Origin of the sequence: Nocardia fusca NBRC 14340 (assembly GCF_001618425.1) — a bacterium.
Classification (GTDB): Bacteria; Actinomycetota; Actinomycetes; order Mycobacteriales; family Mycobacteriaceae; genus Nocardia; species Nocardia fusca.
Map to the genome: position 1 here is coordinate 216,468 of NZ_BDCU01000030.1, position 20,956 is coordinate 237,423.

19 protein-coding genes are annotated in these 20,956 nt (G+C 69.7%); 11 read left to right on the plus strand and 8 right to left on the minus strand.

The window, feature by feature from the left end; translation table 11 throughout:
- Nucleotides 1–88: 88 nt before the first annotated feature.
- Both NF4_RS19940 and NF4_RS19945 read right to left on the minus strand, forming a co-directional pair.
- On the minus strand, nucleotides 89–1,177 hold the full coding sequence (locus NF4_RS19940; RefSeq protein ID WP_063128852.1) for an NAD(P)-dependent alcohol dehydrogenase: 1,089 nt from the start codon (nucleotides 1,175–1,177) through the stop codon (nucleotides 89–91).
- 2 nt (nucleotides 1,178–1,179) lie between these two features.
- Nucleotides 1,180–1,647 (minus strand): DUF4334 domain-containing protein, encoded by a 468-nt coding sequence (locus tag NF4_RS19945; RefSeq protein WP_063128853.1) that lies wholly within the window; start codon nucleotides 1,645–1,647, stop codon nucleotides 1,180–1,182.
- 91 nt (nucleotides 1,648–1,738) lie between these two features.
- On the opposite strand from NF4_RS19945, the gene NF4_RS19950 reads away from it, so the two are divergent.
- Nucleotides 1,739–2,362: a TetR/AcrR family transcriptional regulator gene (locus tag NF4_RS19950; protein WP_063128854.1), complete on the plus strand. Its 624-nt coding sequence runs from the start codon at nucleotides 1,739–1,741 to the stop codon at nucleotides 2,360–2,362.
- Here NF4_RS19950 and NF4_RS19955 read toward each other — a convergent pair.
- Nucleotides 2,317–2,982, minus strand: coding sequence for a TetR/AcrR family transcriptional regulator (locus tag NF4_RS19955; RefSeq protein ID WP_063128855.1), 666 nt, complete (start codon nucleotides 2,980–2,982; stop codon nucleotides 2,317–2,319). The genes NF4_RS19950 and NF4_RS19955 overlap by 46 nt on opposite strands.
- A 268-nt stretch (nucleotides 2,983–3,250) precedes the next feature.
- Between NF4_RS19955 and NF4_RS19960 the strand changes: the two genes are divergently transcribed.
- The 4 genes from NF4_RS19960 to NF4_RS19980 all read left to right on the plus strand — a co-directional run bounded on the left by NF4_RS19960 (nucleotide 3,251) and on the right by NF4_RS19980 (nucleotide 8,507).
- Nucleotides 3,251–4,636 carry an NAD(P)/FAD-dependent oxidoreductase gene (locus NF4_RS19960; RefSeq protein ID WP_063128856.1) on the plus strand — a complete coding sequence of 462 codons (1,386 nt, stop codon included), beginning with the start codon at nucleotides 3,251–3,253 and terminating at the stop codon, nucleotides 4,634–4,636.
- A 13-nt stretch (nucleotides 4,637–4,649) separates the two neighbouring features.
- Nucleotides 4,650–6,452, plus strand: a complete 1,803-nt coding sequence (locus NF4_RS19965) for a hydroxysqualene dehydroxylase (protein ID WP_063128857.1) — start codon at nucleotides 4,650–4,652, stop codon at nucleotides 6,450–6,452.
- A 262-nt stretch (nucleotides 6,453–6,714) separates the two neighbouring features.
- On the plus strand, nucleotides 6,715–7,266 hold the full coding sequence (locus NF4_RS19970; protein WP_063128959.1) for a DUF8020 domain-containing protein: 552 nt from the start codon (nucleotides 6,715–6,717) through the stop codon (nucleotides 7,264–7,266).
- A gap of 257 nt (nucleotides 7,267–7,523) precedes the next feature.
- Nucleotides 7,524–8,507 (plus strand): hypothetical protein, encoded by a 984-nt coding sequence (locus tag NF4_RS19980; RefSeq protein WP_157120462.1) that lies wholly within the window; start codon nucleotides 7,524–7,526, stop codon nucleotides 8,505–8,507.
- Here the strand turns inward: NF4_RS19980 and NF4_RS19985 are convergent.
- The gene (locus NF4_RS19985) at nucleotides 8,491–9,930 is read right to left on the minus strand and encodes an MFS transporter (protein WP_063128860.1); all 1,440 of its coding nucleotides are present in this window, start codon (nucleotides 9,928–9,930) and stop codon (nucleotides 8,491–8,493) included. The two genes, NF4_RS19980 and NF4_RS19985, sit on opposite strands and share 17 nt — an antisense overlap.
- A gap of 204 nt (nucleotides 9,931–10,134) precedes the next feature.
- On the opposite strand from NF4_RS19985, the gene NF4_RS19990 reads away from it, so the two are divergent.
- Both NF4_RS19990 and NF4_RS19995 read left to right on the plus strand, forming a co-directional pair.
- On the plus strand, nucleotides 10,135–10,659 hold the full coding sequence (locus NF4_RS19990) for a DUF3558 family protein (RefSeq protein ID WP_063128861.1): 525 nt from the start codon (nucleotides 10,135–10,137) through the stop codon (nucleotides 10,657–10,659).
- Nucleotides 10,660–10,824: 165 nt separating this feature from the next.
- Nucleotides 10,825–12,042, plus strand: coding sequence for a PucR family transcriptional regulator (locus tag NF4_RS19995; protein ID WP_063128862.1), 1,218 nt, complete (start codon nucleotides 10,825–10,827; stop codon nucleotides 12,040–12,042).
- A gap of 3 nt (nucleotides 12,043–12,045) precedes the next feature.
- On the opposite strand, the gene NF4_RS20000 is transcribed toward NF4_RS19995, so the two are convergent.
- Entirely contained in the window at nucleotides 12,046–12,510 is a 465-nt protein-coding gene (locus NF4_RS20000; protein ID WP_063128863.1) for an RsbRD N-terminal domain-containing protein, read from the minus strand.
- 237 nt (nucleotides 12,511–12,747) lie between these two features.
- On the opposite strand from NF4_RS20000, the gene NF4_RS20005 reads away from it, so the two are divergent.
- The gene (locus NF4_RS20005; RefSeq protein WP_063128864.1) at nucleotides 12,748–13,524 is read left to right on the plus strand and encodes a M50 family metallopeptidase; all 777 of its coding nucleotides are present in this window, start codon (nucleotides 12,748–12,750) and stop codon (nucleotides 13,522–13,524) included.
- A gap of 17 nt (nucleotides 13,525–13,541) precedes the next feature.
- On the opposite strand, the gene NF4_RS20010 is transcribed toward NF4_RS20005, so the two are convergent.
- The gene (locus NF4_RS20010) at nucleotides 13,542–14,318 is read right to left on the minus strand and encodes a siderophore-interacting protein (RefSeq protein ID WP_063128865.1); all 777 of its coding nucleotides are present in this window, start codon (nucleotides 14,316–14,318) and stop codon (nucleotides 13,542–13,544) included.
- Between the two features lie 151 nt (nucleotides 14,319–14,469).
- Here NF4_RS20010 and NF4_RS20015 point away from each other — a divergent pair, with 151 nt between their 5' ends.
- Nucleotides 14,470–15,711 (plus strand): phthiocerol/phthiodiolone dimycocerosyl transferase family protein, encoded by a 1,242-nt coding sequence (locus tag NF4_RS20015; RefSeq protein ID WP_063128866.1) that lies wholly within the window; start codon nucleotides 14,470–14,472, stop codon nucleotides 15,709–15,711.
- Between the two features lie 18 nt (nucleotides 15,712–15,729).
- On the opposite strand, the gene NF4_RS20020 is transcribed toward NF4_RS20015, so the two are convergent.
- Both NF4_RS20020 and NF4_RS20025 read right to left on the minus strand, forming a co-directional pair.
- Nucleotides 15,730–17,094: a metallophosphoesterase gene (locus NF4_RS20020; protein WP_232330566.1), complete on the minus strand. Its 1,365-nt coding sequence runs from the start codon at nucleotides 17,092–17,094 to the stop codon at nucleotides 15,730–15,732.
- A gap of 237 nt (nucleotides 17,095–17,331) precedes the next feature.
- Entirely contained in the window at nucleotides 17,332–19,437 is a 2,106-nt protein-coding gene (locus NF4_RS20025; protein WP_063128960.1) for an AMP-binding protein, read from the minus strand.
- 303 nt (nucleotides 19,438–19,740) lie between these two features.
- Between NF4_RS20025 and NF4_RS20030 the strand changes: the two genes are divergently transcribed.
- Both NF4_RS20030 and NF4_RS20035 read left to right on the plus strand, forming a co-directional pair.
- Nucleotides 19,741–19,959: a hypothetical protein gene (locus tag NF4_RS20030; RefSeq protein WP_030520614.1), complete on the plus strand. Its 219-nt coding sequence runs from the start codon at nucleotides 19,741–19,743 to the stop codon at nucleotides 19,957–19,959.
- Nucleotides 19,960–20,014: 55 nt separating this feature from the next.
- Nucleotides 20,015–20,935, plus strand: a complete 921-nt coding sequence (locus tag NF4_RS20035; protein ID WP_063128868.1) for an LLM class F420-dependent oxidoreductase — start codon at nucleotides 20,015–20,017, stop codon at nucleotides 20,933–20,935.
- Nucleotides 20,936–20,956: the final 21 nt, after the last annotated feature.

Genomic DNA, 20,956 nt, shown 5'->3' on the forward strand with positions numbered 1-20,956 from the left:
GCATGGACCCCGGATACGACATCGGGATGTTCGGTGTCCGAACGGGTTTCGTCGTGGAGATGTCCGGACACCGAACACGGACCGTCGACTACCAGGTGAGCACCGGTTTGATCACCGCCCCCGCATGCTGCGCGGCGAGGGCCCTGTCGATCTCGGTGTAGGGGAAGCGGGTCACCAGCCGGTCCACCGGGAGCAACCCGCGGGTGTGCAGATCGAGCAGATGCGGGATGAAGGTGGCCGGCTCGGCGTCGCCTTCGAGGCAACCGCGAACCGTTTTGCCGCGCAACACCAGGTCGCGCACATCGATCTGTGGGACCCCCGCGCCCAGCCCGACCGCGACAACGGTGGCGCCGGTGCCCAGCGCCGCGAACGCGTCGGCCAGCACCTTCGGCGACCCGGTGGTGTCCAGGGCGTGCGTCGCACCGCCGCCGGTGAGTTCCCCGATCGCGGCGACCGTATCGGCCGCGGCCGGATCCAGTACCTCGTCGGCACCCAGTTCCCGGGCCAGCTCCCGGCGGGCCGCCGCCGTCTCCACCACCACCGTCCGGACCCCGGGCACCGTGCGGGCGGCCAGCAGCGCGGCCGATCCCACCGCACCGGCACCGTAGATCGCCAGCCAGGCCCCCGACTCCGGCCGCAACGCGTTCAGCACCGCGCCCGCGCCGGTCTGGAAGCCGCAACCGAACGAGGCGGCGACGGCCGGATCGACCGCCGGGTCGACGACAATCGTATTGTCCGCCGTGGCCAGCGCGTACCCGGCGAAACTGGATTGACCGAAGAAACCGTCCCGTACCGGCAGACCCGCGACCGTGATCCGCGGGCTGCGGTCCGGCCGGCGGCCGAAATGGTTGAGCGCGGTGGAATCCCGGCAGTAGGCCGGCCGCCCCGCCGCGCAGTTCGGGCAGGTGCCGCAGTGCCGGAAGGTGAGAACCACACGGTCGCCCGGCGCGACCGAGGTCACCGACGACCCGACCGATTCGACGATCCCGGCGCCTTCGTGGCCGAGCAGGACCGGCCGGTCCGGTTTGCCCAGCGCCCGATTGACCAGGTCGGTGTGGCAGATACCGGCGGCGACGATACGCACCAGGATCTCGTCGTCACGGGGCTCGTCGACATCCACCGTTTCCACCGAGAACGGTGCCGCCGGATCGCGGGACAGGACCGCCGTCGTCCGCATCGCTACGCCCGTTCCAGCAGGAAGTAGAAGAACTGGCCGTCGGCGAGCACCAGCTCCGGGCGGCCGTTCATGATGCCCATCAGCGTGGTGTCGTCGAGCCATTTGAAGTGGTCGAATACGGCGCGGCCGTCGTAGACCATGGTGGCGGTCACCTCACCGCGGAATTCGATGTTCCACAGCGTCGCCTCGCCCTGGCCGAGTTCGACGTTCGAGAAGAGAGTGCCGTCCTCGGCACGGCAGATGAGCGGTTTGGCGTCGCCGAGCGAATGGAAGGTTTTGCCGTACCAGCGGCTCTTGGGCAGTGCCCGGCACAGCGGATGACCGGTCTGGAAGGCGTCACCGCGCCACTGGCCGAGGATCTCCTCGGCGCGGGCGGGCCGCAACCGCCCCCACAGATCGTCGAGCTCCGCCACCGAAACGCCCTCGGTCAGCTCCCGCAGTTGCTGCCACCGTGGTTTCTCCGCGCTCATATCTGTCCCATCGACTGGATTCGGCGAACCATCCGGTTCGGCAACGACGATAGTTCCGAACCATCTGGTTCGGCAAGATAGGATTCGGGGTGTGCGCGCGGCAGGCCAGGCAACCCGGGACCGGATTCTCGCTGCCGCCAAAGCGGAATTCGCCGAATACGGCACGGCCGGCGCCCGGATCAATCGCATCGCCGCGGCCGCGCACGCCAGCAAGGACCGCCTCTACGCCTACTTCCCCGGCAAATCGGAGCTCTACGCCGCGGTCACCGAACAATGGACCCGGCAGACCACGGCCGAGACCGCGCTGCGCGCCGACGATCTCCCCGGCTATGTAGGACGCCTCTTCGACCACTTCCTGGCCCACCCGGAAAATGCCCGGCTCCAGGCCTGGGCCGAGCTGGAACCGGCCGACGAGCGGATCGACCAGGTGCTGCGCCGCACCGTCGATCCCAAACTCGCCGAGATCCGCCGCGGCCAGCAGGAGGGCCTGGTCACCACCGATATCGCGGCGCCCATGCTCCTGCGCATGCTCACCGAACTGGCCCGCAGCACCGCCGTGCACGCGAACGCCGGACCGCCCGCGCGGATCGGCGCCCAGCGCTCGGCCGTGGTACTCGCGGCACGGCGCCTGGTCGAGCGGGTGCCGGCCGAACTATCGGACCACCGCGATCAGACCGTCGCGGCAGGACCACCACCGGCGGGAGCGTCCCCGTAGACCACCAGCCAGATGGACCGGCCCAGCGCGGCCGCCAGCTCCGTGTCACTGATCCCGGTCCGCATCGCGAACGCGGTGGTGATGGAGCGCTCCACCATGGCGGCCAGCACCAGCGCGGTCGCCGCGGGTTCCAGTTCGGGCGCGACCCGGCCGGCCGCACGATCGGCTTCCAGCCGAACGCGGACCAGGTCGACGAAGGTGGCCACCCGGGCCCGCCAGTAGGCGCCCACATCCCGGTCGTAGGCCGCGACCTCACTCAGCGCCAACAGCAGGTAGCGGTGGCGACGGAATCCGGCGATCATCGCGCTCATCGCCCGCCGCACCCCCGCTTCCCGGTCGGTGTGCTCGGCGCCCCACCACCGCTCGGCGGCCTCGAACAGATCGGCCGTGGCCAGATCGGCGGTCCGGATCAACAGCCGGCTCTTGTCGGGGAAATACCGGTAGAAGGTGGAGCGCGCCATCTGCGCGGTGGCGGCGATCTTCTGTACCGCGATCTCGGTGAACGGGGTGCCGTCGGCCAGCAGGTCCTCGACCGCCCGCAACACCCGCTGCTCGAACTCGGCCCGGCGGTCCTCGTCCGGTTTCCGAGCGGACCGCGGGGTGCGGGTCAGCGAGGGCATCCGGCGCCCGCCGGCTCGATCGCGCGGTGCAGTGGATATCGGCTCGCAAGGTCCATGGGGATATTGTGCCCGCCGTCGAAGCCGCGAGCCGGTTCCCGCCGTCGCACCCTCGGGACACGACACGGTTCCCGAGACGGCCGAGGCGCTTCGTCGCGGTAAACGGAAAACTGTGCGGGACAGTGCGGCTCGGACGGTTGACAATCGCCACGGCGCACCGCACCATCAATCGGACATAGTGTCCGAGACTCGATGACCGAGGACGGTTCCCATGGCCGACTCCCCCAGTGCGGTCGAGCAAGCCGATACCGTGGTCGTCGGCGCCCGATGTGCGGGTTCCGCCACCGCGGCGACCCTCGCCCGGGCCGGCCGCCGGGTCGTCGTACTGGACCGCGCACGCTTTCCCTCCGACACGCTGTCCACCCATCTGCTGTGGCCGGCCGGAGTCGCCGAACTGTCCCGGCTGGGCGCACTCGAGGCCGTCGAGGAACTGGGCGCGCCGCGACTCACCCGGGCCTACGCCGCCGCGGCGGGATATGCGGTCGCCAGCGAGTTCCCGCAGGTCGACGGGATCGACTACACCCTGTGTGTACGTCGCACCGGCCTCGATCACGCGCTGGTGCGTACCGCCCGCGCGGCCGGGGCCGAGATCCGCGAGAAATGCCGGGTGACCGACCTCGTCTGGGACGGCGGGCGGTGTACCGGGGTGCGCTACACCGATCCCGGCGGCCGGCTCGTCGAGATCCGCGCCGCACTGGTGGTGGGCGCCGACGGCCGCCGCAGCACCGTGGCGAAACTGGCCGGGGCCCTGACCCCCTACGAATCCACACCCAGCGGGCGCGACTGCTACTTCGCCTACTGGCGCGACCCTTCCGGCGACCGGCGCGATATCGCCGCGCAGTGGCGGGCGGGCGCCGACCTCGGCACCGCCTTCCCCTGCGACGACGGCCTGCTGCTGAGCCTGGTCCAGCCGCCGGCCGAAGCAGGCCCCCGGCGCCCCGGCGACGCCGAACAACGCTATGCCGCCGCGCTCGACCGCATCCCGGCACTACGGGAGCGGCTGCGCGACTGCGAGAAGGTGGGGCGGGTCCGGTCGGCCACCGATATCGCCTCCTACTTCCGCCGCTCCAGCGGTCCGGGCTGGGCGCTCCCCGGTGACTCCGGTCATTTCAAGGATCCGGTCACGGCGCAGGGCATCCGCGATGCCCTGCACTACGGACGCCTGCTGGCCGAAGCCGTCGCACCGGTCCTCGGCGACCCCGTCCGGCTGGACCGCGCCGTCGCCGCGTGGGAGCGGCGGCGGGTACGCGAATGCCGCGAGATCTACCACTGGACCAACCGGCTCGCCCGCGGCACCGCGATGAGCCCCCTCGAAATCGAGCTGTACCGCACCGCGACCGGCGACCGGGCCCTGGCAGCCATCACCACCGGCATCTTCTCCCGCACCCGGCGTCCCGCCGAGCTCTACACGCCGGCCCGCACGGCGCGACTCACCGCCGGGGCGCTGTGGCACCACCGCGGCGACCCGAGGCCGGTGCTGACCGATATCGCACACGAGCTCCGCAGGGCCGCAGAGGAATTCCGCACCTCGTGCACCACCCTGCGCGGCGCACCGCCCGCCGCGCCCTCGTCCTCCCCCGGTACCGCCACCGCTTGACCAGGAGTTCACCATGTCGGATCAGCTGCCGAAGAAGTCAGCCTCGATCGACCGCCGCACCGCCCTGCGCGGTGCCCTCGCCGGCGCCGCGATCCTCGCGGCGGGATCGGCGGCGAGTGGTACCGCGCACGCCGCCGCCCCCCGCCGCCGGACCCCGGGCCTACGCACCGGCGGAAAAGAGGTCGCCGTCTTCGGCGGCGGGATGGCCGGTCTCTCCGCCGCGCACGAACTCGCCGAGCGCGGGTTCCGGGTAACCGTCTACGAACCCGCCTTCCTCGGCGGCAAGGCACGCAGTATGCCGGTCCCCGGCACCGGAGCCGGCGGGCGGGCGGACCTGCCCGGCGAACACGGCTTCCGCTTCTTTCCCGGCTGCTACCAGAACATTCCCGACACCATGCGACGCATCCCGTTCCCCGGAAATCCGAACGGTGTGCTCGACAATCTGATCCGCGTCGAGGGGACGGTGGCGGGATTCCGCGACAAACCGCCGATCTTCGCCCCGGTGGAAGTCGGTGCGCTCGACCAGCTCACCCCGGAACGCCTGCAGAACAGCATTATCGGCGCGTTGAGCTTCATCCCGGAACTGCCGCCACACGAATTGGCCTTCTTCGCCAAACAGATGCTCATGTGGTTCACCTCCAGCACCGAACGGCGGTTCGGGCAGTGGGAGTATCTGACCTGGGAACAGATCATGCGCGCCGACGGCAAATCCCCGGCCTACCGTTCCTATCTGGTCAACGCGCTCACCCGGATCACCGTCGCGGCCAAACCGCATCTCAGTTCGGCGCGCACCATCGGCACCATCGGCGAAGCCTTGGTGCTGGCGGGAACCGGCCTGATCCCCGAATTCTCCGGTGGTGTGGACCGGATCCTGAACCGCCCGACCAATGCGGCCTGGATCGATCCGTGGGTGACCTATCTGCGGAGCCGTGGCGTGCGGTTCGTCATGGGGCAGCGTGCGAGCCGGTTGAACTACGGGAACGGCCGGATCGAGTCGGTCACCGTCACCGACGGCGGTGGCATCGCGAATTCCGTGGTCGCCGATCACTACGTCTGTGCCATGCCGGTCGAGAAGACGGTGCCGCTGCTCGACGATCCGATTCTGTCCGCCGATCCCCGGCTGGCCGGTATGCGCGAACTGCTCACCGATTGGATGGTCGGTATCCAGTTCTATCTGCGCCGCCCCACCGAAATACCCGAGGGCCATATCGCGGCACTGGGATCGCCATGGGCCCTGACCGCGTTGCGGCAGGCGCCGATGTGGGTCGGGAATTTCGCCGACCGATACGGCGACGGTTCGGTCGTCGAATGCTTCTCGGTGGATATCTCCGATTGGGATACCCCGGGAATTCTCCATCAGCGGCCCGCGAAACAGTGCAGCGCGCCGGAAATCGCGAACGAGGTCTGGGCACAGCTGAAGTTGTGGCTGAACAACAGCACCGGTTGGCTGCGCGACGAGGATATCCACTCCTGGCATCTCGATCCGGGGATCAGCTGGTCCGACGGCACCACCCATAACGAAACCCCGCTGCTGGTCAATACCGTCGGTTCCTACGATCATCGGCCGACCGCGCACTGCGCCATTCCGAATCTGTTCTTCGGCGGAGATCATGTGCGCAGCAATATCGATCTGGCGACCATGGAAAGCGCCAACGAATCCGGCCGGTCGGCGGCCAATGCGATCATCGACGCCGCGGACGATCCCGCGCCGCACGCGCCGGTGTTCCCGCTGGTCGCCCTGCCCGCGTTCGCGGCGGCGAAAAAGCTCGACGCGGACCGGTTCCGGGCCGGCCTCCCGCACATCCTGGACGTGTAGTGGGGAGACGCGCGGGTGGCACGGCGGCGGCGCGCCACCCGCGCGTGCCGTCCGGAAAACGAAGCCGTCTCCGCCGCCGGACTCGCACGGCGCGCTGCGGTAACGGCCGGATAATGCGCGGCGCGGCCGAATTCACCGCGCCGCCGATTCGCGGAAAGCATTGTCGGCCCGATCTTGTTCCATGAGAATGGGTTCCGAGCCGAGATCCGGCTTCTTGGGGACCGTCGGCGCTGGGGCGCCGGCAGAACAAGTGGGGAACACCATGAGAATCAAGCAACTCGCCGCCACCGCGCTGATCTCGATCGGCGCCCTCGGCGTCGCCGCGGGTACGGCGCAGGCGCAGCCCGTGGCCACCGAGGTCGCCGTACGCGGCGCCGAGCAGGGTATCGGCTATGTCGTGGCGCCGAACGAGGCGGGCACCGCGATCGTCACGACTCTCGACGCCGGCAGCTTCGCCCTCACCGCCGACGGCGCGGCCGTCACCCTGTCGGATCCGGCGGGCCGCGTGCTCACCACGTTGCCGCTGGGCGTCGCGGCCGCCGGGCAGACCGCACCGCTGGCGTCGGCCATCTCGGCAGACGGCCGGACCCTCACGCTGACACCGGACGCGTCCACACCGGCGGGGCAGCATGTCGCCCAGCTCGTGGCCGACCCGGACACCGAGTCGCGCAAACTGCACAATGCCGGGATCGGTGCCCTGATCGGCGGCGGAATCGGTGCCGTACTCGGCTTCTTCCTGGGCGGAGTGGGCGCCCTGATCACCATTCCGATCGGCGCGGGGGTCGGCGCACTGATCGGCTACTCCACACCCTGATCGACGAACTCGGCTGCGGCCCACCGGAACCGGTGGGCCGTGCCCGGCTCGCCGCCCGGCTCCGGCGCGCCGAAAGCGTTGCGCCGGAACGAATAATCTCCGTACGGCCCCGGCTCGCACAGGTGCCGCGAGGCCGTTTTCTGTCGGACCCCCCACGTAGAATCATGCAGGTAGGACACAGTCGGAGGGGTGATATGCGGCCGGCGGACCGGCCGCACCGCAAACCCCTCCGGCGCTTCGGAACCGGGGGTTCTGTGATGAGTGAAATCGGACAGGAACGATTGCTGCCGCCGCGTCAGCACGGGACGTCGTGGCGCGAATCGGAATACCGGGCCATCGCCGCGGAACTGCGGGCGGGTAAGGGGTTGCCCGAGATCGCCGCGGAACTCGGCCGGACGCCGTCGGCCGTCCAGGCGGCACTGCGCAACTTCGTTCCGCCGGAGGAGAAAGTACGCGCGAACGACCGGGCCGGCTGGATCCAGGACCGGATGGCGGCCGATCCGCAATGGGACTGGTGGGCCGTCGTACTGGACCATCATCGGCACGGCCCGTCCGCGCTCTGGCTCACCGAGCACGAGCACATCGCGCGCGCTGCCTGGCGTGACCGCACACCCATGCCGGTCCTGGCCCAGCGGCTCGATACCGCCGAAATCGAGGTGGCCGCCTTCCTGCGCGCGCTCGGGCTCGCGGAGAACCTGGCCGAGGTCGCCGATCGGCTCGGCGCGACCCCGGGTCAGGCGCTGGCCAAACGCGTCAACGCGGCACGCGATCAGGAACAGTCCGCCACCTGGATCCTGGTGGTCGACGGTGCCGCGGGCACCGTGAAACCGCGCAGCGCGCCCGTGCGGCGGCACGTCTCGGTGCACGAGAGCCGAGCCGCCGCCGAAGCGGGCCGGGATCGGGTCCTGCGCTGGCATCGCCGGACTGCGGGCGCCAGCACCACCCCCGTCTGGTGGACGATCGCCCAGCGCGGACTCGGCGACTCCGCCGGCCGCACCTACTGCGGCGTTTTCACTCCGCGCCTGATCGACAGCGGGGTCCGCGCCGACGCGCTCGCGGTCGGGGACCGGATACTGATCGCCGGATCGGACGGCAATCCCCAGGAGGCCCTGGTCGAATCGATCGCTCAGCGTGGCGAAGTCGTCGTCGCCGATCTCGGGCGGGTCGGCGATTCCCGGGTCCACCAGGTGATCGAATTCGACGCCGGGGAGCGGGTGGAGGTGCTCACCGCCCGGGAGTGACGGTTCGCTGCTGCTCGGCCGCCTCCGCGCGGCCGGGCATCAGCGCGGAGGCGACCACAATGGCCACGGCCATCACGGCCACCGCCACGAACACCAGATGCACCCCCTCGGCCAGCGCCGCCGGCGAGGGGGTGCCGGTATCGCCCACCCGCGAATTCACCAGTGCGCCGAACACGGCCACACCCACGGCGCTGCCGATCGACCGGGCGAACATATTGGCCGAGGTCACCACACCACGTTCGCCCCAGGTGGCGCTGGTCTGGGCGGCGATCAAGGTCGGACTCGCCACCAGGCCCATGCCGAGGCCGATGACGAAACAGGTCGCCGCGACCTGCGCGATGGACGTCGCGGGCCCGATGAACAGAGTGCCGACGGCGCCGACCGTGGCCGTGGCGCCGCCGATGAGTGCGGTGCGCCGGAAGCCGATCCGCAGATACACCCGGCCGGACTGGGATGCCGAGACCGGCCAGCCCAGGGTCAGCGCGCCGACCGTCAGCCCGCCCACCACCGCCCCGACGCCCAGGACGCCCTGGGTGAAGGTCGGCACATAGGACGTGAGACCGAGCAGTAGCGCACCCACCAGCGCGGAGATCGCCGAACTGGCGACCACGACGCGCCGGGTGAAAAGCCACAGCGGCAGCACCGGATCGGTGGCCCGGCGTTCCACGAGGACGAACAACACCAGCACCGCGGCCCCGCCGGCGAAGATCGCGATACTGATCGGCGCGTCCCAGGCCCAGGCGCGGCCGCCCTCGAGCAACCCGAGGATGAGCGCACCCGCACCGGAGGTCAGCAGCATCGCACCGGCGTAGTCCACCCGCCGGCGTTGCCGGGCCGGGGTCTCGGTGAAGTGGCGCAGCAGCATCCACCCGGCCCACGCCGACAGCGGCAGGTTGACCAGGAAGATCCACCGCCAGCCGACGTATTCGGCGAAGACGCCACCCAGCAGCGGACCCGAGACCGACGAGAAGGCCCAGACGCCCGCGAGATAGCCCTGCACCTTCGCGCGCTCGGCCAGGGTGTACAGGTCCCCGGCGATGGTCATGGTCATGGGCTGGATGGCCCCCGCGCCGATACCCTGCACGGCCCGGAACACGATCAGCCACAGCATGCTGCCCGCGAGTCCGCACAGCAGCGAGCCGACAGCGAAGACGGCGATGCCGAACAGGAGCACCGGTTTTCGGCCCACCGTATCGGCGATCTTGCCGTACACCGGCACCGTGACGGCCTGGGCGAGCAGATAAACGGAGAACAACCACGGGAACTGGGCGAAACCGCCCAGGCTCTCGGTGATGGTGAGCACCGCGGTCGCGATGATGGTGGAATCGAGCGCGATCAGTCCGGTGGCCAGCATGAGCGAGCCGAGGATCGGGCCACGTTCGGAGCGGAGCCCCACTTCGGTTCGCACCGTCTCCGCCACCACTGCCGCACCTCTTCCTCCGGACCGGACACGTCAACACGATCGCCGGGCCACCGTATTCCCCACCCCACCGCGAGCGCCGCCGCATTTCCACATGATGAGACGGGTGTGTCCCTTTGTGCCGCGCAGCAACACGGGCTCCCGAGCCGCTGTGAGCCCGCACAGAGCGGCTGTGGCGCAGCGGGATCGGTCGATAGCATCCGCGTCATGAGTGCACCGCTACGCTCGCTCCACCCCGGCTTTTCCGGCCGAATCCGGCTCGGTGGGCCGGCCGCCGCCGTCGCGATCCTCATCGCCGGCTGTGGCGGCGCGGCAGAACCCGCGGACCCCGCGGCGATGTGGGATCCGTGTGGTCTCCCGGCCGGTCTGCTCACCGAAGCGGGGTTCGCGCCCGGCTCGATCCGGCGCGATGTGGCCACCGAACCGGGCTGGGCGGGCTGCGGATGGAGCAGCGAGCGGGCCGCGCTGCGGGTGCTGTTCTCCGCCGACGGTTCGCCGGACGAAGTCGCCGGTGACGGGGATACCCGCACCGAGGTCACTGTCGCGAACCGCATCGGCCGGCTCCTGCACACCGGGACCTCCGATACCGCGACGACGTGCACCGTCGCCCTGCCCACCGCGGGCGGCGGCGTGGTGCGGGTGCGGGTCGACAGCGCCCCGGGCGCGGCCGAGAACGCCTGCACCCGAGCCGAGCGCGCGGCAAGCACCCTTGCACCCGCGTTTCCGGTCTGATCAGCGGCTTCGACCATAACTCGCACCACTGTGACCGGTCACAAGCCGGAAGGTTGGTGCCTGCACGGTCGTCCAGTCGAGTTCGCAAAGCCGCCCGGAATACGACACATGATCATTACTGTGGAGCCGCAGTCTCGCCACCCAGGGGTAGAAGGAGTCAGCAGCATGACCGTCGACACGACCAGAACCAAGCTGACGCTATCCGGCCAGCCCATGTCCGCGCCGCTACAGGATGTGCGCACACTGTCCCGCCACATGGTGGGTCATTTCGTGGAGAACGTGGTCCCCTGCGGCACGCTGCCGGGTGACGCGATCCACGGTGATGTCACCACCATCACCCGGACCTGCCTCGAACTCGCCGTCAGCATGCTCGACGGTAAGGACATTCCGGAGAAGACCCGGCGGTTGGAGAACGCCGCCGCCGGCTGGGCGCGTGAAGGCGTCCCGATCGACACCATCCACCACGCCGTGCACGAGGGTTTCCGGCTCGGCCTGGACCTGGTGGTGTCCAATGCGACCGTCACCGACTATTCGGCGCTGGTCGACGGGGCCAAGCTGGTCGTCGAGATGCTGGACACGATGACCGTCTGTATCTCCATGGCCTACGTCCGCGAACTGCGGTCGGTGGTGAGCGAACACCATACCGCCGTGCACACCCTGACCTCCGCGCTGCTGGGCGGGCACAGCACCTCCACCATGGCCCGCGAATGCGGGATCGAGATCGCCCCCGCCTACACCGTGCTGGCGATGGCCATTCCGGCCCATCCGGACGAAGCGATCCCGGCGCTGGACGGCAAGGTGGTCGCGCGGCGCAAACTGCGCCGGGTCCAGGCCGAACTGGCGACCCGCTGCGAGGATTCGGCGCTGTCGCTGCTGAGCGTCGACGGAGGCACCGTGCTGCTGCCCGCCGACATCTTGACCGGCGAGCAACTCGACGAACTGGTCGTGCAGCTGTCGCGGGCGGCCCAGGTGCCGGTCAGCGCTGCGGTGGTGGAGGCACCCACCGCGGAGGTGCCCTCGGCGGCGGATCAGGCGCACGAACTTCTGGATATGGTCCAGCGGCTCGACTGCGTGCCCGGCCTGTACCGGTTCGACGATATGGCGCTGGAATACCAGCTGACCCGGCCCGGCCCCGGCCGCGAATACCTGGGGTCGCTCCTGGATCCGCTCGACGATCATCCGGAACTGCTGGAGACCCTGCAGCGCCATATCAGCAACAACCTGAACCGGCAGCGCACCGCGCGTCTCATGCACATCCACACCAACACGATCGACTATCGACTCAAACGGGTCGCCCAGCTCACCGGCTTCGATCCCACGCAGCCGTCCGGTCTGTGGTATCTGCGGTCCGCGCTGGTCGCACGCAGCTACCGGGCGAACTGACCCTCATCCCCGCTCCTGACCATTGCGCACCTGCGCCACATAGGCGCGCGACACGGCCGCGGTCAGCGTATCGAGCACATCGACCACGAAACATCCGTCCACGCCCCCGGCCGCGGCGTCCGGAGTCCGGCGCGCCGCCGAACTACGCAGGCCCAGACCACTTTTCACGCCTTCGTGCAGGGCATGCTGAATGATCTCGAGCGGCACCTCCTCGCGCGCCCAGCGCGCGGCGGCCACCTCGAGCCGGGCCAGTACCCGACGTCCGGACGGATCCGAATCGTCGAGCAGTGCCAGCGCCATGCCCAGCCCCACCCGGAAGGCCGTCTCGAAATCCGACCCCGGCCGTTCGCGCGCCGCCGGGCGGGCGCTGTCGGCCGACCACATTCGCATCAGCTCCGCGGGATCCGGCACCTCGAACACATGCCCGGACTCCTCCGGCTCACGGTCGTACTGCTCACCCGTGCACATACGTGCTCCCTCCACCAGCGACCGGCAACCGATATGGACAAACGTATAGTTACCCACCCTTTTCCGGCCGACACATCGCCCGGACTTCGGTCCACCTCGGAACTCGGGTCGGCAAAGATAGTGAGACGTCCCATCAACAGATACTTCGGTTTCGTGCCGTCGCCCACCGGCACCGCCCGGTCGCCGGGTCCGACCCACGACGCGCGCCCCGCCGCGCTCCCCGGTTAAGGTGCGGCGGTGGATACCGGTGATCTGATAGACCGCAGCAGTTCCATCGCGGAACGGCTCACGACGACCCAGGCGGCGCCCCCGTCGTGGCTGGTACTCGCCACAGCCGTGGCGGCGCTGGTGCTGGTGGCCTACGGCCCGCTGTGGCGGATCACCCGCAATGTGGTCACCATCGCGCACGAGGGCGGACACGCGCTGGTGGCGCTGCTGAGCGGACGCCGGCTCAATGCCATCACCCTGCATTCGGACACATCGGGACTCACCGTGTCCAGCGGAAAGCCCTACGGGCTCGGCATGATCCTGACCGCGCTGGCCGGCTACCCGGCCCCTCCCCTGGTGGGACTCGGATTCGCCGCGCTGCTGGGCGCCGGGCGCATCACCCTCATGCTGTGGACCGCGATCGCCGCGCTGGCCGTGATGCTCGTGATGATCCGGAACGTGTACGGCGTCGTCTCCGTGGTGAGCACCGGCGCACTGGTTTTCGCGGTGTCGTGGTTCGGTTCCGATGCGCTGCAGGCCGGATTCGCCTACCTCGCGACCTGGCTGCTGTTGCTGGCCGGCAGCCGCCCGGTACTGGAGCTGCAGCGCACCCGCTCCCGGATGCGCGACGGCACCACCGACGCCGACCAGCTGGCCCGGCTCACCCGGCTGCCGGGCCTGCTCTGGGTGGTCGTCTTCCTGGCCGTCGCCCTCGGCGCACTCGTGGCCGGGGCGGGCCTGCTGCTGTCGGCGACCGCGGGGATCTGCCTGCCGGTCCCCAACGGCGCGGACTGCCCGGCGAACTGATCGGCGCCGGGCCGCGCTCAGCCGGCGCTCTCGGCCTCGGCGAGTTCCTTCTTCCAGACCCGGAAGCTCTCCTCGGTCCGGCCTCGGCGCCAGTACCCGGAAATAGAGGCGAACTCCGCGGAGACACCGCGTTCCTTACGGATATAGGGGCGCAGGTTGTGCATCACGGCCTGCGCCTCCCCGTGAATGAAGACCTGTGCCCGGCCCGGCAGCCACGGCGCCGCACGGACCGCGCCGATCAGGGGTGCGTTGTCGCCGGCGCGATCGTCGCCGACCTCGTGCGCGGCGCCGCCGCGGTGGACCCAGGTGACGTCCACCAGCGCCTTGGTGGTCAGGGTGATCTCGTCGGCCGGGTCGGCGATCTCGATGAACACCTTCGCGGGCGCCCCCTCGGGCAGTGCCTCGACGGCGGCGGAGATGGCGGGCAGCGCCGCTTCGTCACCGGCGAGCAGATGCCAGTCGGCGTCCGCGCGCGGGGCGTAGGCCCCGCCGGGCCCGAAGAACGTGACCCGCTCGCCGGGCTGTACCGCGGCGGCCCACGGGCCCGCGATCCCCTCGTCGCCGTGCACCACGAAGTCGATGGCGATCTCGCGGGCCGCGGTGTCCACCGAACGGACCGTGTACGTGCGCATCACCTCGCCGTCGGGACGGTCGAACAGCAGTTTCACATACGCGTCGGTGTACTCGCTCGCGTCGAAATCGTCGAATCCGGGATCACCCAGATACACCCGCACGATATGGGGGCCGAGCCACTCCGTCCGAGCGACGGTCATGGTCGTGCGCTTTCTGGCCATCCGGCCTCCTTCATTAATTAGGCTTACCTAAGCGAACGTACCAGCCGGGTCGGGCGGGTTGTGTAGCGTCCGTCTCCTACCGACCGAAATATCCGGCAAGGAACCGATTTTGGGTTAACCTCACACAAACTTCCGGACGAAGGCACCAATCATGACCGCGGCAACCGTCATCCGCCCGCTGGCGCCCAGCGAACAGATCTTCGCATTCAGCGAGGTCTTCGTCGGATACTGCGCCCGAATGTCCGGGAGGATCGACCTCAGCGCGCTGGCCACCGCCTTCGAAGTCCTGGTCACGGCCCATCCCATCCTCGGAGCACAGCTCGCGCCCACCGAGCCGGTCGGACACACCCTGGTCACCTCCGGCCCGCCCGAAATCGTGCTGACCGTCGCCGACGGCGACCCGGAGCAGCTGCTCACCGGCGCCGAACCGGATCAGCGACGAGCCCTGGGCACACTGCACGTGGTGCGATCGGCAGATACCGCGAGCGTCACGCTGCTGGTGCATCACAGCATTGCCGACGCCACCCATGCCCTGCACCTGCTCGAGCAGCTGTGGCACTGCTATGTGGCCGCCGCGGCCGGACGGGTTCCCACGCTCCCGCCCCCCAGGCAGCCGATGCCGGTGGAGGACCTGCTCGCCGGCCGGGGAGTCGTGCGCCGGCCCGTCCCGGGCGGTACCGAGCCGCCGCGGGCCGCACCGCCACTGCCCCCGGCGGATGCGCTGAACGCGAACGAACACCCGTACCCGCCCCTGCGCACCACCCGCTGCCGGCTGAGCCGGGAGCAGACCGGCGCGCTCGTCGCGTACGGGCACCGGGCGGGGGTGACGATGCACAGCCTGGTGGCGGCCGCCCTGCTACTCACCGAATCCGAAGCCCGGCAGCTGCCGGTCGGCGAACTGCTGTGTTCGTATTCGGTGGATCTGCGCCGCCGGGTCCGGCCTCCCATCGGCCCGACCGAGGGAACGAATGTGCTGGGCTTCGCCGGTTACCGGCCCGGCCCCGGTACCGAGGCCACCCTCCCGGCCCTGGCACGCGGAGTTTTCCACGCTCTGCGCAGCGACCTCACCTCCGGCTACATCCAGCAGACCCCGCTCCAGCTCCCCGACACCCTGGCCGCGCCCCCCGCCAACCCGTTCGACACGGTGATGACCACGAACTGGGGCCGATTACCCCGGCTGTCGGTGCCCACGCTCCGGATCCACGACTTCCGCACCACCATGATCGCCAAACCCGATCCGACCGGACGCCGCCCCCCGCAGGCCGGAGGCGGTACCAGCATCATCACCACCTACGACGACCGTCTCAGCGTCGAGATCCACCATCCACCCGAGTTCACTCCGGTGCAGACACCCCGGATCGAACGGCTGGAGAATCTGCTCACCCGCCTCTGACCCCGCCGCAGCGGCGGTTCAGACTCCCTGGAGCGAGGCCAGCTCGAGCACCGTGATATCCGACGGCGCCGCCACCCGCACCGGCGGACCCCAGGCACCGGCGCCGCGGGTCACATACAGCGCGGTCGCCCCGTACAGCTCCAGCCCCGCCACGGTCGGGTTGGGCAGGCGCGCGATCAGATTGCCCGGCCACAGCTGTCCCCCGTGGGTGTGCCCCGACAATTGCAGGTCGACCCCGTAGGCCACCGATTCGTGGACCACGATCGGCTGATGGGCCAGCAGCACACAGGCCCGATCGGTGTCCCGGCCGTCGAGAGCCGCCGCGAAATCGGGTCCGCGGCCGATGGCGGTCCCCCTCGGATCGTCGACCCCGGCGAGATCGAAGTCCGGCAGCGACACCCGATCGTTGAGCAGCACCTTCATCCCCAGTTCACCGGCCCGGGCAAGCCACGCGTCGGCGTCGGCGAAGTATTCGTGGTTGCCCGGTACGTAATAAACACCCAGGGGCGCGGTGAGACCGGCCAGCGGGTCGGTTTCGGCTCGCAGATCGTCCACTGTGCCATCGGCGAGATCGCCGACGACCGCGATGAGGTCGGGACGGGTGTCGTTCACCGTGCGCACCACCCCTTCGCAGAACGCGCGGCCCAGCGCCGGGCCCAGATGCAGATCGCTGACCAGGGCGATCCGCAGTCCGTGCGCCTGTGCGGGCAGTTTCGCCAGCGGTACGGTGACCCGCCGCACCACCGGCCCGTTCAGGACCCCGTAGGTACCGGTCCCCACGATCGCGCCGGCCGCGATCACGGTGGCCCCGGCAGCCAGCCGGGAAACCAGCAGTCGTCGCGACAGGAGGCGCGATACCGGTGGCGGCGGCGCCACGCCGGATACCGCGGCGCCGGGGTCCGTCCCGGTAGGAGCCGCCGGGCCGGGGCGGCCGGGCCGGGGGGTGCTCGTACCGGGCGATTCTCCCACCGCGGCGCCGACAGGTTGCGGCGTCACGCTCGATTCGACGGCTCCGGGCGCCGTGTCCGCCGCGGTGGAGGTTTCGCCCCCACCTGCCGGTGCGGCGGTGCCGGCGTCGCGCCGGACCAGGCCCCGCAGCAGCAGCGGCCGGACGACCTCCCCGGCCAGTACGCCGAGCAACAGGTAGAGGAACAGCGCCGCCCACAGGAATCCGGGCCAGGTCAGCCAGCGCCAGTCGGCCCGGTCCACCTCCACGAACATCACGACGAAGGCGCCACACATCGTGATCGCGCCGGCCCCGAGGACGATACCGCCGGGTATCCGCCAGCGAGATCCGTCCCGCGTGGTGTCGCGAACGAGCCGCCGCCACAGGTACCAGTGCAGGCCAGCGATCAACCACGCCACGGCCAGTCCTGTGAGCACGGAAACTACTACCACGGAGGATGCCTCTCCCGACCGATTGATTGTGCGGCTGATGAATCTACCCCGCGCCGTCCGGCCCACCGTGGCCCCCGCACCCGTTACCCCGCCCGGCGGCGGCACGCACACCCGCGTGACCCATCCGGCAACCATGGATAACTCCATGTCGCCGTGATCATCGGGTAATTCAGCATCCCACCGGCATTCGCGCCGCGACGCGGACACCGCCCGCGGCCGCCGTCATACCGACCCGGTGACCCCCAGCCCGCCGAGACCGGACGGTGGGAGTTCCCCGTCCTGTCGTCCGGCGAGCAGCCATTTCAAGATTTTTCCCGTTTCCCCGCGCGGCAGCGCCGACAGGAAGGTCACGTCCCGGGGCACCGAGAACCGGCTCAGCCGATGCCGGATATAGGTGCGCACCATATCCGAATCGAGTCCGGCCCCTTCGTGTTTCACCACGAACGCGGCGAGCCGCTGGCCGAATTCGGGGTCCGGGACGCCCACCACGGCGACTTCGCTGACCTGGGGCAGATGCGCCAGTGCCTCCTCCACCGGCCGCGGGAAGACGTTCTCACCCCCGGAGATGATCATCTCGTCATCCCGGCCGGCGATGAACAACCGGCCGTTGACATCGAAGTATCCGAGGTCACCGGTGTCGAGCATGCCGTGCGCCTCGTCGGGCGGCGCGGAATTGACGTAGCCGTCGAACAGCATGTGGTTGCCGACGAAGATATGCCCGGTGGCGCCGATCGGCACCGGTTTGTGGTCGGGTCCGAGCACCGATACGCGGGTACCCAGCGGCGGCCGCCCGGCGGTGGTGGGCGCGAAGCGCAGATCGGTGGGAGTCGCGATGGTCGCCCAGGAGACCTCGGTGGATCCGTAGACGTTGTAGAGGATATCGCCGTAGGTGTCCATGAACCGCAGCACCGTGGCCCCGGCCAGCGGCGCCCCGCAACTGATCACCTGGCGCAGGCTGGAGGTGTCGTAGCGCGCCCGTACCGCCGGGGGCAGATCGAGGATCCGATTCACCATGGTGGGCACCACGATCACGGTGGTCACCCGGTGTTCGGCGACCGCGCGCAGGCAGTCCTCGGCATCGAAACGTTCCGGCAGCACCACCGTGCACCGCAGCGCGGTACTGAGCTGTAACCCGGCCAGCCCCCAGGTGTGGAACAGCGGTGCCGGGATGAGCATCGTCGATTCCATCTCCAGCGGGATCCGCGACAGCAGCGCGGCGATGGTGCCGAATCCCTTGGGATGCGGCCGACGCGCGCACTTCGGTATTCCGCTGGTACCCGAGGTGAGCACGATCAACCGGCCGGGATGGGCGGGCCGACGGAACTCCGTCTCCCCCCTCTCGATCAGATCCTCGAGGGTGTACCGGCCGGGGAACGGCGGCCGCAGGTCGGTATTGAACCGGGGCAGGTCGTCGTGCAGATACTGGACCAGTTGTTCGAGGTCGCCGTCGACGAACAGGGCCGAGAGCCGGTGCCGCTGCACGATCTGTTCGATGGTGCGCGCGGACAGGCCGGCATTGAGCAGGGCGACGTCCACCCCGAGTTTGCCGGCGGCCACCATGGTTTCGACCATGCCTGCGTGATTGCGGGACAACAGTCCGATCGCGTCACCCGCGCCGAGTCCCACGGCCGCCATCGCACCGGCCAGTGCGGTGCTGCGCCGGTCCATCTCGGCGAAGGTGCGGGACCCTCGATCGTCGACCACGGCGAGCCGGGCCGGAGCGTAGGCAGCACCGGCCGCATAACCCCCCGCCAGGTTGAAACCCCATTTGTTCAGTGACAGCAGCTGTTTCATCACCGCATTGGGCCGGGTGCGCACCACACCGCTGACGGTGACCTGACGCAGCACCTCGAGCTGGCGGCGGACCAGCGAGCCTTCCCCGTTGACCACCGTGGACGTCCGCGCGCCGCGCAGGATATCGGCGATCCGGCGCAGGCCTTCGGCGGTCCAGTCCTGGATCGCCGAATTCGACAGCTCGGTGAGGTGCCGGTGCACCCGCCCCGGCGCGAAGAAGGTGATGGATACGGTGCTGCGGTCGCCTTCTCCGTACATCCGCAACGCCGCGAAACTACCGATCTCCGGCGCGTGCAGTTCCAGGCTCTCGTACCAGCGGGAGGTGACCACGCGCACGCGCAGCACCCGGATACCGGCCTCCGGCGTGCCGAGCCGGAATTCGAACACCGGCTCGGCGCCGGGCAGGTCCAGCCTGGAGCAGGCGCCGATACCGGTGAACACCCGCGGATAGGTCTGCGGGTCGAGGAGCAGCTCCCAGAAAGCGGCACGCGCTGCGGGGATCTCCGCGACCATATCGATGACGTCGGTAACCAACTCCCGCAACTTCTCGTCGGCCCGCAACGAACAACTGGGTCGGCGGGGTAACCCATCTGTAATGTCCCTCACAATAGCTCGGCGCCGAAGTTGTTACCAGCGAGTAGCAACGGTCTGTGACAGGTCACGAAGCCGTTTGCCCGGCGTTCACCACAGGTGCCGAAACCGCCGTTGGAGCTTGTCCAAGCCCGCCGACCGGCCCGGTGTGAGAACTCCCAGCGCGAGCTCACTTCGCCCGTACAGCTGTTGAGCGCGAACTACATTCGGCCGCATACCACTCGTTCTGCGATCCGGAGGACCACGATGCACCAGACCCGACGCCGGGTGGCCATCACCCAAATCGACGAGATCCTCGACTATTTCGGCAAATGCGCGTCCTGCGGATATCCGGCCCGCGCCGAATCCACCCGGCGCGTATTCGACAACGGCGAGATCGAAACCCTCGTCATCGCCAGTTGCTCGCTACCCTGCGGCTGGTCCGATCGGGTGTCGCCCACGCGGATGACCGGCCCGGCCGCCTGATCCGGCGGTAAGCCGCCCGCGGCCGCCGCCGGACCGGTGCGGCACGATGAGGTCTATGGAACTGCGAATCTTCACCGAACCACAGCAGGGCGCCGACTACCCGACCCTGCTGAGCGTGGCCCGCACCGCCGAGGACCTCGGCTTCGGGGCATTCTTCCGTTCCGACCACTATCTGCACATGGGCTCGGTCGACGGCCTGCCCGGCCCCACCGATGCCTGGATCACGCTGGCCGGCCTGGCCCGGGAAACCAGCCGGATCCGCCTCGGCACCCTGGTCACGGCCGCCACCTTCCGGCTGCCGGGTCCGCTGGCCATCCAGGTGGCCCAGGTCGATCAGATGTCGGGCGGCCGGGTGGAACTCGGACTCGGCACCGGTTGGTTCGCCGACGAGCACACCGCGTACGGGATACCGTTCCCGGACGACAAATTCGGCCGCTTCGAAGAACAGCTGGCCGTGATCACCGGGCTCTGGGAGACCCGGCTCGGTGACACCTTCGATTTCACCGGCAAGTACTACGAGCTCGTGAAGTCCCCCGCTCTGCCGAAGCCGGTGCAGCAGCCGGTTCCGGTGATCGTCGGCGGGCAGGGGCCGAAACGTACCCCGCGACTCGCCGCGCGGTACGCGACCGAGTTCAATGCCCCGTTCGTCTCGGCGGACGACAGCGCCGCCCAGTTCGACCGGGTGCGCGCCGCGGTCGCCGCGGGGGGCCGGGCGGCCGACAGCATGGTGTACTCCAATGCGCTGGTGGCCTGCGTGGGATCCGGCGAGGCGGAGATCGCGCGCCGCGCCGACGCGATCGGCCGCGAGGTCGACGAACTCCGGGCCAACGGACTGGCCGGATCCCCCGCGGAAGTGGTCGACAAGATCGGGCGTTACCGCGAGATCGGCACCCAGCGGATCTACCTGCAGATCCTGGACCTCACCGACCTCGACCATCTCGCGCTCATCGCCGACGAGGTCGCGACACAGCTGTGACCGGCGAGGGGCGGACGGGGC